Here is a 12,583-nt window from a genome sequence, read left to right on the forward strand (position 1 = left end):
CGCGTCAAACCGCCGCGCAGGGGTGCAAAATGGCCCCAGTAACGCTTACGGTATGCCCACCCTGAACTGCACATCACTGTTGGCAAAGCCGGCGGTTACCTGCCTATCGATCGCTTTGTAGGCAGCAGAAAACAGCATGTCGGTGGGTTTGGTGTCATACAGGGGGTACTGTTTGGAGGCTATTCCGTTGTCTACTGGTGTGCCTGTGTTGTCCTTGATGATCAAGGCCAAACCCGTAGCACCACCTGGTTCCAGAGCATACAGTGTACCGCTGGCGCCAGCGCCGCCGTAGTTCCCGGTAAAGGTCACGCGGGCATTGGCCCCTGGCAGCAGTATACAGCCACCGCCCGGTGTAAGGCGCAAGCCGAAGGCGCGGTTGGCGGCCTCGTCATCTGCTTGCTTGAATTGGGCTGTGTGCACTGTGCCCATGTAGATTCTGGAAGCAGGTAGACCTGTCGAAGGGTCGATGATTTCAATCGCACAGGTCCCGCTGCTCACCTGGCCGAAGAAGTTGATCGAGCCGCTGTTCGCAAACGCCTGTTGACTGGCCATGGCGAGCGCAAAGGCAATGACTAGAGGCTTCATGGAAATCTCCTTGATTTCTTGAGTCACAATGGCAAACGAGCCCATAGGGCTCGCTTGCAGGTGTCGGGTGGGAGTGCTCAGGGGCTGCTGGACAGCGCCTTCTGCATCACCGGAGTAGCGACCCCGTAGTCATTGATGGTGGTAAAGGTCAACTGCAAGCCACTGAGCGATTTGATCCGGGCAAGGTCATAGACCTGCTGGCCAAACGGTGGCGCCATGGCCATGGCCTGTATAGCCTCTGTCGCACCTGCAGCGCTGACTTCCAGGCGGCCGAATGTGTAATGGAAGGGTGTCGGGTTATCGACCACCAACTGGACACGTCCAGGGCCTTGACGTACGGACCATTTTAGCTCGCCGATGCGGTCGGCGGGCCGGTCAGTCAATTGGCTGGGGCGATAGAAGAGCTTGAGGCGCGTACGCAGTGCGATATTGAGGACGTTCACATCATCAGGGCTGACCTCGGGGATTTCCTGAATATTGAGGTAGAACAGTGTTTCCCTGTCATTAGGCAGCGCGTTGGGCAGGTGGTTGATCTGCACCATCTGCTCCTTGCTCGGGTCCAGACGGAACAAACCGGGAGAGGTCGCCAGCGGGACGGGTGTGTCGGTATCGTCCTTGGCGGTGTTGACCCAGCTTTGCACCGCGTAGGGGCGAGGGCTGGGGTTGGCTATCACCACCGAGGTGCTGCGTTTGTCGCTGTCGAACACGACTCGCGTGGTGTTGACGGTCAGCGCTGCCTGAGCAGTCTGCAGGGCGGCTGCCAAGTAAATACCCAATGCGAGGCGGCGCGGGTGAATCTTCATCTGACGATACCTTCTGAATAATATGAGGAAGCCTCAGGCGGTATCAGCTCGCCTGAGGCGCGTTCTCATGGAATATCGACCAGAAATTGCACATCGGTGTTAGCCGTACCGGCCGTCACGGCGGTACCTATGGATTTGTAGGCCGCAGAGAAGATCATGGTGGTAGGGTTCGTGTCATCCAGTGGGTAATCCTTGGAGGCCAGGCCGTTATCCACGGGGGTGCCGGCATTGTCCTTGATGATCAAGGCCAGGTTGTTGGCTCCGCCTGGTTCCAACGCATACAACGTACCACCTGTACCGGCGCCGCCATAGGCGGCAGTGAAGGTGACAGTGGCATTGCTACCAGGGGCAACAACGCAACCAGCGCCTGGGGTGATACGCATGCCGAAGGCGCGAGATGCCGCTTCATCGCCAACGGCGGTGAACTGCGAAACACTGACGTTGCCCATGTTGACGCGGGCTACCGGCAGGCCTGTCGACGGGTCGATGATTTCGATCGGGCACGTCCCGGCATGCACCTGGCCGTAGAAGTTGATCGAGCCAGTGTTGGCTAATGCGGCGTTGCTGGCCAGGCCAAGTGTTAAAGCCAGGAGAGTTTTTTTCATTAGGAGCTCCAGGTTAGAGTGTGTCAGGTGGATATTGGGTAAGGCTGCACAAGCATCGCTAAATGCGACGGTGCACAGCGTGCGAGTTTGCTTGTGGTTCGTATGTAGGAAAAATCTGAAGTCCGATTGGCTTGCGCTGATCTTCTCTCCCGGTTCTACGGCAGTTGTTCGATGGAAGGTGGTGCTGTTTCCATGGTCTGTTTCATAGAGCGTGAAAGGGCCGTGCGGTTGCGTCAACTGATAGAAATACCAGTTGCCAAACCGTTAAGGCCATGCACGCCGGGCAGCACAGTCGCACTGTGAGACTAAACTTTGTCTGGCACTGGTAAAAATGCCAGTTGATTCGATTCTTGTGGGGTGGGGTAATTGGCGCTCATACCAGGCAGGGGACTCTGAGGTGAAAAAAACCAAAAATAATGAAGCGACCGGGATCGGCTCTTCGTCTATGGCGCCGGAGGCGGTGTGCACAATGTTCACGAATGTATTGTGGATTAATACGCTGTGGCTAACAGACGCTAATAATGATTTTCTGATTGAGTCGTTTGTTAAGACTAGGCCGCCTGCTTTAATGGGGCGCGAGGGGGCAGAGGCGTTGCTGAGGAAGTTTTCCAAAATCGAAATTCTGTCATACGGTGACGTCAGTAACAAGTTGATTCTTCATTCATCCCAAGAATTCCTCATATTTACGAAGAGACTCTCCAACTTGGGCGCGGAACAGATCCTGCGCTTGACGGAGATCAACGGCCCCTGGGTGAGATTCTCGGTCACGTTACCAATGCGAGAGTGCTACCTGCGGTACCAGGCGCAAGGTCAAAGTATGCTGAGTTTCGAATGGACGGGTGGGGCCGACTATGGCTCCTACGACACGAATGACTCAACTGTCGAGACTGCGGCGCCTCCCGAGTATATTGAATATTATGACCAGAGAAAGAAAATTGACATTGCGATCATGCCGCGCCCTGAAAGTGCGAAGCTGCAAGATCTTTATATCTATATGATTCCAGACGAAAACCGGCGCGTCCGGCATTTCGGTTTTCTGGAGCGGCCCATTGCCTATGAAAGTTTGGTAAGCGGGGTGCAGCAACCCATCGCGCCCGCAGCAGATGCAGCCTTGTTTGGCTATTTTCCAAAAGAAAATTTTCCAGAGGTGGGGGCAGGTAGAGCACCTGTGGACAGCGCATTCATTAGCGATTTGGTGACCCCACCGGGGTCGACTGAATTGGTTGGTGTAATGGATGCCGGGGGGTCGTTATTCGGCTACAGGAGGGTCTACAAGAAGTCGTTGAAGCCCGCTGAGTCGGCTACCCCAGCCGCGACGTACAAAATTTCACCGTACTCACAAGTTTTCCATGCAGGGGATGCAAAGGAGCGGCTTGGTTTCGTCAGTCTACAAATGCCTGGTGTCAATTGGAGTGTGACGGGTGATGCAGGCGGTACCCTTGTCAAAGAGGGTAATGATCACTTCTACGTACCTGCCCTCAAGCCACCCGGTGTCGTCTTCAGTGCACCGGGAGAAACCTTGATCCCAGCCGCTACCAGGGCTAGTTTTCCCCGGGTGCCAGCACGTACAGATGTGCTGACGGCGGCGGGAGATGGGATGAGAGAGTCGGTATCTTTCGTCACGACATTCGTGTATCCGACGCATTTCATCCGATTTACCCTTGCAGGCAATGCGTTGCAACTCAACTGCTGGTATTTCAACCTCGACATGGAAGAAACCGCAGTGCCGGCCGAGGATGTTGAGTGGCACATCCTTGCAGGCAACGGTGTGGTATCGGCGCAAGGTGTGTTTACGCCTGCGTCGACAGCGCCGAGCGGTGTCACGGTGGTGATGGCTCTGGATACGCGCAATGTTGTTGAGTGGCGCTTCGCGGTGACAATCATTCCGTTGCCATTGCTGTCTGTGTACGACGCGTTGCGGCTACAGCAAGCGTGACCAGGGCTGCCCGAGGCGCATCGCCCCAAACGGATGGAGTCAGTGGGGAGGGCCGGGCTGCAGGCTCAGCACCTGTTTTTCCTGGTTCCAGTCGAACGGTTCATCGTTCTGCTCGGCTTCGTAACGGCGCTCTTCAAGACGTTGATACAGGTCCAGTTCGTCATCGGGCATGAAATGCAAGCAGTCGCCGCCAAAGAACCACAGTAGATCTCTGGGTACAAGATGAGCGATCTGCGGGTAACGCTGGATCACCTGGCAGATCAGGTCTTGCCCCAGGTATTGACTTTTCAGCGGGTTTTGCGGCAGCAGGGTCAGTAGTTCGTCGAAGCGTTCGAGGAACAGGGCGTGGCTTTCCTCGGGTACCTGCTCGGCTTCGCCCAAGGCCACCAGGATAGTACGCAGGTGGTTAAGCAGTTGCAGGTTGTAATCCAGGTGGGAATTGGCCATGGGGCGGTCCTCGGGGTGATTGAAACGAAGGCGGAGTATACGCCGGTTGGGGATGGGGAGGCAGAGCGCCCCCATCAATCAACGCACCTTGCCAGGTACTGGCAGCAATTGCTCCTTGTCGAAGGCATCCACATCGATCACTGCCCGGCGTGCCTGTTCCGCTGCGTGCAGCCGTTGCCCTTCGTCAGGCTGCAGCACACCGCTTTCGATGGCCGCATCAATCACCGACTGCCCAGGTGCCGGCCGTACCTTGCCGTCCTTGATCCCCAGGTGCAGCGCCTTGTGCAGTGGCACTGCCTCATCAAGCAAGTCGCAAGCCCGTTGCAGTGCTGCCACTGGGTCACCGTCCGCCTGTGGCCGGAAGCAGCCCGCGAGCAGCTCTTCCAGCGCTGGGTCACCCTTGCTACGCCCAATCAGCGCCGCGACCTCGGCATCCAGTTCATCGCTCGGCCCGGTATGACGACGGCCGAAGGGGAACACCAGGACCCTTAGTGCACAGCCGACAAAGCGGTTGGGGAAGTTGTCGAGTAACCTATCCAGGGCCTTTTCCGCCTGCCCCATGCTTTCTTCCATGGCCCAGCGTAGCAATGGCTGCATCTGCTCGGGCGAGCCCAAGTCGTGATAACGCTTGAGCGCCGCACTGGACAAGTACAGATAACTCAGCACATCGCCTAGCCGGGCACTCAGACGCTCGCGGCGCTTGAGGGTGCCGCCCAGCAGCATCATCGACAGGTCCGCCAGCAATGCAAAGGCTGAGGCCTGGCGGTTCAGGGCGCGGAAGTAGCCTTGGCTGAGGGTATCGCCTGGTACGCTTTCCAGGCGGCCCAGTCCCAGATTGAACACCAGTGTGCTAGCCGCATTGCCGGCGGCGAACATGATGTGCTTCATCAACAGGTCATCGAACTCTCCTAGCGCCTGGTCGCGGTCCTCACGGTGGGCCAGAGCCATTTCCTTGAGTACGAACGGGTGGCAGCGAATGGCGCCCTGACCGAAGATCATCAGGTTGCGTGAGAGGATGTTGGCGCCCTCGACCGTGATGAAGATGGGTGCCCCTTGCCAGTTACGCCCCAGGTAGTTGTTCGGGCCCATGATGATGCCCTTACCGCCGTGCACATCCATGGCGTGCTGGATGCATTCGCGGCCGCGCTCGGTCAGGTGGTACTTGAGGATCGCCGACAGCACCGAGGGCTTCTCGCCCAGGTCTACCGCTTTGGCCGTCAGCAGGCGCGCGCTGTCCATCAGCCAGGCGTTGCCGCCGATGCGTGCCAGCGATTCCTGGATACCTTCGAATGCGGCCAGCGGCACGTTGAATTGCTCGCGGATGTTGGCGTACTGGCCGGTGACCAGGCTGGTGTACTTGGCGGCGCCGGTGCCCACGGCGGGCAGGGAGATGGAACGGCCTACCGACAGGCAGTTCATCAACATCATCCAGCCTTTGCCGAGCATGGCCTGGCCACCGATAAGGAAGCTCAGTGGCACGAACACGTCCTTGCCACTATTGGGGCCATTCATGAAGGCGGCGCCCAGCGGCAGGTGGCGTTTGCCGATGTCCACGCCGGGGGTGTCGGTAGGGATCAGCGCCAGGCTGATGCCCAGTTCTTCCTCCTCGCCCAACAGGTGGTCCGGGTCGTAGGCCTTGAATGCAAGGCCCAGCAGCGTGGCAACCGGGCCTAGGGTGATATAGCGCTTTTCCCAGTTCAGGCGCAGGCCGATGACTTCCTCGCCATGCCACTGGCCCTTGCACACCACGCCGGTGTCGGGCATGGCGCCGGCGTCTGAGCCGGCCAGAGGGCCGGTGAGTGCGAAGCAAGGAATGTCGTCGCCACGGGCCAGGCGTGGCAGGTAGTGGTCGCGTTGCTCATCGGTGCCGTAGTGCAACAGCAATTCGGCCGGGCCGAGCGAGTTGGGAACCATCACCGTGGAAGCCAGATCGCCGCTGCGGGTGGCCAATTTCATCGCTACCTGGGAGTGGGCGTAAGCGGAAAAACCCTTGCCACCGTACTGCTTGGGGATGATCAGGGCAAAGAAGCCATTCTGTCTGATATGCGCCCAGGCCGCGGGTGGTAGGTCCATGTCCTGGCCGATCTGCCAGTCGCTGACCATGGCGCACAGTTGTTCGGTAGGGCCGTCAATGAAGGCCTGCTCTTCGTCGGTCAGCTTGGGTGCCGGGTAGGCCAGCAAGGTGCGCCAGTCGGGGCGGCCGCTGAACAGTTCGCCGTCCCACCATACGGTACCGGCGTCGATGGCTTCACGCTCGGTTTGCGACATGGGCGGCAGGGTGCGCTGGAACCAGTTGAAAACCGGGCCGGTGAACACCTTGCGGCGCCAGTCGGGCAGCGCCAACAAGGCGCCTTTGAGTGCCAGCACGAGCCAGATCAGTGCTAGCAGCCAGCCAGGAGCGCTGCTGAAAATGCCCATCAGCAGCACATAGGCGGCCATGATGCCGAGAATCTGCAAGGGTGCCAGGCGCCTGTGCGTGAGGTACGCCGCGCCTATCACCAGCACTACCAACCACAACAGCAACATAATCGGTCCTCCTTGGAACCAGGGGGCTTGAGCCGTTCCGGACAGCTTAGACGCAACGCCGGGAACGGCAGGGTCAGAACAGTGACAGGGTGTGGCGGTGGGAGTTTCAGTCCGGTGATTGCCTGTACTGGCCCTCTCGCGGGCAAACCCGCTTCTACAGGGGGCACCGTCCCCAGATAAGGCGCGATTCTTGTAGGAGTGGGCTTGCCTGCGAAAGGGCCAGTACAGGCAACAAACCTCTGGAGTAGACTGTGCAACATCCGCATTCATAAGGACGTTGCCATGCTGAAGATCTGGGGCCGCAAGAACTCGAGCAATGTGCGCAAAGCGCTGTGGATCGCCCAGGAACTGGGCCTGGACTTCGAATCGATCGACGCCGGCGGCGCCTTCGGCGTGGTCAACGAGCCGCACTACCGCGCCCGCAATCCCAATGGCCTGGTACCCATGCTTGAAGACGGTGACCTGACCCTGTGGGAGTCCAACACCATCGTCCGCTACCTGTGCGCCGAATATGGCACCGAGCAAGGTTGGTACCTGGAAGACCCGCGCCAACGCGCTTTGGCCGACAAATGGATGGACTGGGCCACTTCATCCTTCGCCGCACCCTTCCGCCCGCTGTTCTGGGGCCTGCTGCGCACCCCCGAAGACCAGCGCGACTGGGTGGCGATCAACGCTGCGCACAAGCAGTGCGCCCAGTTGCTGGCCATTGCCGATGAAACCTTGGCCACACAGCCCTATCTTTCCGGTGACCAGATCGGCATGGGCGACATCCCACTGGGTAGCTTCGTCTATGCCTGGTTCGAAATGCCCATCGAGCGCCCGGCCATGCACCACCTGGAAGCCTGGTACGAACGCCTCAAGGCCCGCCCGGCCTACCAGGCTGCAGTAATGACTGCGCTGACCTGATCGAACACTACGGCTGTTTCGATAGTCACTATCAATACACATGACTGTACTTGTGCGGCCGCGCCTTGCACCATTGGCCGCACTCACTGCGCCAGTGACCTTGTCTGGCGTGTCCTGCACCTTATTTTTCGGTAAGTGACCCGCTATGAGTTCTGCCCTGTCCATTCGACAGCTCACCAAAACCTACGGCAACGGCTTTCAGGCCCTCAAAGGCATCGACCTGGATGTCGCCGAAGGGGACTTCTTCGCCTTGCTCGGCCCCAACGGCGCCGGCAAATCCACCACCATCGGCATTCTCTCCACCTTGGTGAATAAAACCAGCGGCACGGTCAATGTGTTCGGTCACGACCTCGACCGCGAGCCCTCGGCGCTGAAGCGTTGCCTGGGCGTGGTGCCACAGGAGTTCAATTTCAACCAGTTCGAGAAGTGCTTCGACATCGTCGTGACCCAGGCTGGTTACTACGGCATCCCGCCAAAGATCGCCAAGGCGCGTGCCGAGCAGTACTTGACCCAACTGGGCCTGTGGGATAAGCGCGACGTGCCATCGCGTTCGCTGTCCGGCGGCATGAAGCGCCGGCTGATGATTGCCCGTGCGCTGATCCACGAGCCGCGTTTGCTGATTCTCGACGAGCCGACCGCCGGCGTGGACATCGAGCTGCGCCGTTCGATGTGGAGCTTCCTCACCGAGCTGAACCAGAAAGGCATCACCATCATCCTCACCACCCATTACCTGGAAGAGGCTGAGCAGCTGTGCCGTAATATCGGCATTATCGACCACGGCACCATCGTCGAGAACACCAGCATGCGCCAACTGCTGGGCAAGCTGCATGTCGAAACCTTTGTCCTCGACATCAAGCAGGGCCTGGCCACGGCGCCGGTGTTGCAGGGTTACCCGTGCCGGCTGCTGACCCCGCACACCCTGGAAGTACAGGTAGAGAAAGACATCGGCATCACCGCCCTGTTCGGCCAGTTGGCCCTGCAGAACATCGACGTGCAAAGCCTGCGCAACAAGACCAACCGACTCGAGGAGCTGTTCGTGGCCCTGGTGGAAAAAAACCTTTCGAAGGTGGCCGTATGAGCGTGGAGCTGCGCACCAACTGGGTCGCCCTGAACACCATCGTCTATCGCGAAGTGCGGCGCTTCCTGCGCATCTGGCCGCAGACCCTATTGCCGCCGGCAATCACCATGGTCCTGTATTTCGTCATTTTCGGGAACCTGATTGGCCGGCAGATTGGCGACATGGGCGGGTTCACCTACATGCAGTACATCGTGCCGGGGCTGATCATGATGTCGGTGATAACCAACTCCTATGGCAATGTGGTATCGAGCTTCTTCGGTAGCAAGTTCCAGCGCTCGATCGAAGAGCTGATGGTCTCGCCGGTATCGCCGCACACCATCCTGGTGGGTTATGTCCTAGGCGGCGTGCTGCGTGGCTTGGCGGTAGGGGTGATCGTCACCATCCTGTCGATGTTCTTCACCGACCTGCAAGTGCATCACCTGGGTGTGACTGTGGCAGTGGTACTGTTGACGGCGACCATCTTCTCCTTGCTGGGGTTCGTCAACGCGGTGTTCGCTCGCAATTTCGACGACATTTCGATCATCCCGACGTTCGTACTGACTCCGCTGACCTACCTGGGCGGCGTGTTCTACTCGATCACCCTGCTGCCACCGTTCTGGCAGACCGTATCGCTGGCCAACCCTGTGCTGCACATGGTCAATTCCTTCCGCTACGGCATTTTAGGGGTGTCGGACATCAGCATCGGCACGGCGATCACGTTCATGTTGGTGGCCACTGCCGTGCTCTACCTGTTGTGCGTGCGGCTGCTGGTCAGCGGCCGGGGGATGCGTGCCTGAAACCTTGCACCGGCATTGGCGACGACGCCACTGCCGGCCTACCCACCAGCGCCAGTACATCAGGGTACTGAAATAGCCGAGCATACCCAGCAGTACGGCGCACACGATTGAACCGAGCAGGAAGGGTTGCCAGACCGTCGACAGTTGGTCAGTGATCCACTGGAAGGTCAACGTGTCGGGCAGTGCGCGTGGTGGTACCTGCATTAGCCAGGCACCGACCATGTAGGTAACGAAGAACACCGGCGGCATGGTCAGCGGGTTGGTCAGCCACACCAGGCTGACGGCGATCGGCAGATTGCCTCGCAGCGGGATGGCCAATGCAGCGGCAAGCAGCATCTGTGCGGGCATCGGGATCAATGCGGCGAACAGGCCGACGCCCATGGCTCGCGCTACCGAATGACGGTTCAGGTGCCACAGGTTAGGGTCATGCAGCAACTTGCCGAAAAAGCGTAAGGACTTGTGTTCCCGAATACTGCTCGGATCCGGCATGAAGCGTTTGAATAGTCGGCGCGGCATGGGGGCTCCCGGGGCGTTGACCGGGGCAGTATGCCCTGATTCCCATTCAGCCTCGTTCAGAGTTTGTGACAATTGTTGAGCAAGCAGTGCCGGCAAGTGGGCTATGCCTCAGAGGTTGATTCAGCTTCTGGAGCTCTACCTCATGCGCACAGGGATGTTGGCGCTCGCGCTTGGTCTGCTCAGTCTTTGCCTGGTACCTCAATTGCCATCGGTCGGGTGGCTGCTAATGCTTGCAGCGGGCGCCGTCGTCAGTCTGTTCACCCGGGGTTGGTTATTGGGTTTGTTCCTGCTGGGCTTCTGCTGGGCCTGTTGGTCTGCCAAGCAGGCCGTGGACGATCGTCTGGCGCCAGGGCTCGATGGTCGCACCTTGTGGCTGGAAGGGCGGGTGGCCGGACTGCCGGCGCGCACTGCGCAAGGCGTGCGTTTCGAGCTTGAAGGCGCGCATTCCCGGCGTGCCGATTTGCCGCAACGCCTGCAATTGAGCTGGTTTGACGGACCACCGCTGCGTGCCGGCGAGCAGTGGCGCCTGGCCGTCACCCTGCAGCGGCCGACCGGCCTTCTAAACCCCCACGGGCCCGATCGGGAGGCGCAGCTGCTGGCACGTCGGATCGGCGCCAGCGGAGCGGTGAAAGCCGGGCAGTTACTGACGCCCGCAGCAGTCGGGTGGCGCGATGGCCTGCGCGAGCGTCTGCTGGCGGTCGAAGCCCATGGTCGGCAAGCCGCGTTGGTGGCGTTGGTGCTTGGTGATGGAACCGGCCTGGCGCGCGAAGACTGGCAGGCGCTTCAGGCCACCGGCACCGTGCACCTGCTGGTGATTTCAGGCCAGCACATTGGCTTGGTGGCGGGTCTGCTCTATGCCGTGGTCGCGTGGTTGGCCCGCTGGGGGCTGTGGCCGACCCGGCTGCCGTGGCTGCCTTGGGCTTGTGTGTTGGCCATGAGTGCGGCGCTGGCCTACGGGTGGCTGGCCGGGGCAGGGGTGCCAGTACAGCGCGCCTGTCTGATGCTGGCCGTGGTGCTGCTGTGGCGCCTGCGCTTTCGTCACCTTGGCGCGTTCCACCCCTTGTTACTTGCCTTGGTTGCCGTTTTGCTGTTCGAGCCATTGGCGGCGCTGCTACCAGGCTTCTGGCTGTCATTCAGCGCCGTGGCCACGCTCATCTACAGCTTCAGTGCCCGGCTAGGGGCCTGGCGACCCTGGCAGGCATGGACGCGAGCGCAGTGGGTCATCGCCGTCGGGCTGCTCCCGGTGCTGCTGGCCGTGGGCTTGCCGGTGAGCCTGAGTGCCCCGTTGGCCAACCTGGTGGCGGTGCCGTGGGTGAGCCTGGCGGTATTGCCGCTGGCGCTGTTGGGCACTTTGTTGCTGCCGCTGGGCGACGCAGGTGAGGCATTGCTGTGGCTGGCAGGCGGCCTGCTGGATGTCTTGTTTCGCGCGCTAGCACTGGTCGCCCAGCAGCGCCCGGCATGGGTGCCTCCGGCACCGCCGTTGTGGGCCTGGCTGCTGGTATGCCTGGGTGCACTGCTGCTGTTGCTGCCACGGGGTGTGCCGCTGCGTGGGTTGGGCGCGGTGATGCTTTTGGCGCTCTGGGTGCCTCGGGAGCCGGTCTCGCACGGCCAGGTCGAGGTCTGGCAGCTGGACGTGGGCCAAGGCTTGGCGGTGTTGCTACGCACCCGGCAGCACAGTCTGCTGTATGACGCCGGGCCGGCCAGGGGCGAAAGCGATCTGGGTGAGCGGGTCGTGTTGCCCACCTTGCGCAAGTTGGGGGTCGACAGCCTGGATGTGCTGCTGGTCAGTCACGCCCATGCCGATCACGCCGGCGGTGCAGGTGCGATCCAGCGCGGACTGCCGGTCAGACGGGCGATTGGCGGTGAGCCGCTGGAAGAGGTTCAGTTACAGCCTTGCGTCAGTGGCGAGTCCTGGGAGTGGGACGGGGTTCGCTTTTCCCTGTGGCGCTGGGCGGATGCGCGCACCAGCAATGACCGCTCCTGCGTGTTGCTGGTCGAGGCGTCGGGGGAGCGGTTGCTGCTGGCCGGTGACATGGAGGCGGGGGCCGAACGTGCGTGGCTGGCTGCCATGGATTCACCACGCATCGACTGGCTGCAGTCGCCGCACCACGGTAGCCGCAGTTCGTCGACCGAAGCTTTCATCCGCGCTGCGGCCCCGCGTGGGGTACTGATTTCCCGCGGGCGCAACAACAGCTTCGGGCATCCCCATGCACAGGTGGTCGAACGCTATCGCAGGCATGGCATGACCCTGCACGACACGGCAGTGGAGGGGGCGTTGCGTCTGGTGCTCGGTGCGCAAGCCGGGGTCGAGGGTATGCGCAGCCAGCGCCGCTTCTGGCGTGACGTCAGGGGTGGTTAATGCTGATGAGCGCCTGCCGCGCCTATGGTAAAGTGGCGACCTTTTC

Annotated in this window: 11 protein-coding genes; 5 read left to right on the forward strand and 6 right to left on the reverse strand. The window is 60.5% G+C overall.

The window, feature by feature from the left end:
• Positions 1-45: 45 nt before the first annotated feature.
• The 3 genes from ACF8E5_RS09630 to ACF8E5_RS09640 all read right to left on the reverse strand — a co-directional run bounded on the left by ACF8E5_RS09630 (position 46) and on the right by ACF8E5_RS09640 (position 1,993).
• Positions 46-630: a fimbrial protein gene (locus tag ACF8E5_RS09630; RefSeq protein ID WP_392475205.1), complete on the reverse strand. Its 585-nt coding sequence runs from the start codon at positions 628-630 to the stop codon at positions 46-48.
• Between the two features lie 32 nt (positions 631-662).
• Positions 663-1,388, reverse strand: coding sequence for a molecular chaperone (locus ACF8E5_RS09635; protein WP_145255140.1), 726 nt, complete (start codon positions 1,386-1,388; stop codon positions 663-665).
• A gap of 65 nt (positions 1,389-1,453) precedes the next feature.
• Positions 1,454-1,993 (reverse strand): fimbrial protein, encoded by a 540-nt coding sequence (locus ACF8E5_RS09640; protein WP_058637715.1) that lies wholly within the window; start codon positions 1,991-1,993, stop codon positions 1,454-1,456.
• 397 nt (positions 1,994-2,390) lie between these two features.
• Here ACF8E5_RS09640 and ACF8E5_RS09645 point away from each other — a divergent pair, with 397 nt between their 5' ends.
• On the forward strand, positions 2,391-3,929 hold the full coding sequence (locus tag ACF8E5_RS09645) for a hypothetical protein (protein WP_197844135.1): 1,539 nt from the start codon (positions 2,391-2,393) through the stop codon (positions 3,927-3,929).
• A 39-nt stretch (positions 3,930-3,968) separates the two neighbouring features.
• Here the strand turns inward: ACF8E5_RS09645 and ACF8E5_RS09650 are convergent, their stop codons facing one another.
• Both ACF8E5_RS09650 and ACF8E5_RS09655 read right to left on the reverse strand, forming a co-directional pair.
• Positions 3,969-4,376 carry a PA2817 family protein gene (locus tag ACF8E5_RS09650; RefSeq protein WP_058637713.1) on the reverse strand — a complete coding sequence of 136 codons (408 nt, stop codon included), beginning with the start codon at positions 4,374-4,376 and terminating at the stop codon, positions 3,969-3,971.
• Positions 4,377-4,454: 78 nt separating this feature from the next.
• On the reverse strand, positions 4,455-6,902 hold the full coding sequence (locus ACF8E5_RS09655; protein WP_392475207.1) for an acyl-CoA dehydrogenase: 2,448 nt from the start codon (positions 6,900-6,902) through the stop codon (positions 4,455-4,457).
• A 282-nt stretch (positions 6,903-7,184) separates the two neighbouring features.
• Here ACF8E5_RS09655 and ACF8E5_RS09660 point away from each other — a divergent pair, with 282 nt between their 5' ends.
• From ACF8E5_RS09660 to ACF8E5_RS09670, 3 genes are all read left to right on the forward strand, one after another.
• A complete protein-coding gene (locus tag ACF8E5_RS09660; RefSeq protein ID WP_392475208.1) occupies positions 7,185-7,808 on the forward strand; it encodes a glutathione S-transferase in 624 nt (207 codons plus the stop codon).
• Between the two features lie 145 nt (positions 7,809-7,953).
• Positions 7,954-8,886, forward strand: coding sequence for an ABC transporter ATP-binding protein (locus ACF8E5_RS09665; protein WP_058605758.1), 933 nt, complete (start codon positions 7,954-7,956; stop codon positions 8,884-8,886).
• Positions 8,883-9,662: an ABC transporter permease gene (locus ACF8E5_RS09670; RefSeq protein WP_058637710.1), complete on the forward strand. Its 780-nt coding sequence runs from the start codon at positions 8,883-8,885 to the stop codon at positions 9,660-9,662. Before ACF8E5_RS09665 ends, ACF8E5_RS09670 begins: the two co-directional genes overlap by 4 nt.
• Here ACF8E5_RS09670 and ACF8E5_RS09675 read toward each other — a convergent pair.
• Positions 9,546-10,178, reverse strand: a complete 633-nt coding sequence (locus ACF8E5_RS09675) for a DUF2062 domain-containing protein (RefSeq protein ID WP_145255149.1) — start codon at positions 10,176-10,178, stop codon at positions 9,546-9,548. The genes ACF8E5_RS09670 and ACF8E5_RS09675 overlap by 117 nt on opposite strands.
• Before the next feature lie 142 nt (positions 10,179-10,320).
• On the opposite strand from ACF8E5_RS09675, the gene ACF8E5_RS09680 reads away from it, so the two are divergent.
• Positions 10,321-12,537: a DNA internalization-related competence protein ComEC/Rec2 gene (locus tag ACF8E5_RS09680; RefSeq protein ID WP_392475209.1), complete on the forward strand. Its 2,217-nt coding sequence runs from the start codon at positions 10,321-10,323 to the stop codon at positions 12,535-12,537.
• The last annotated feature ends 46 nt before the right edge of the window (positions 12,538-12,583 follow it).

The sequence above is a fragment of the Pseudomonas sp. WSY_20 genome (assembly GCF_043104335.1).
GTDB classification, from domain to species: Bacteria; Pseudomonadota; Gammaproteobacteria; order Pseudomonadales; family Pseudomonadaceae; genus Aquipseudomonas; species Aquipseudomonas parafulva_B.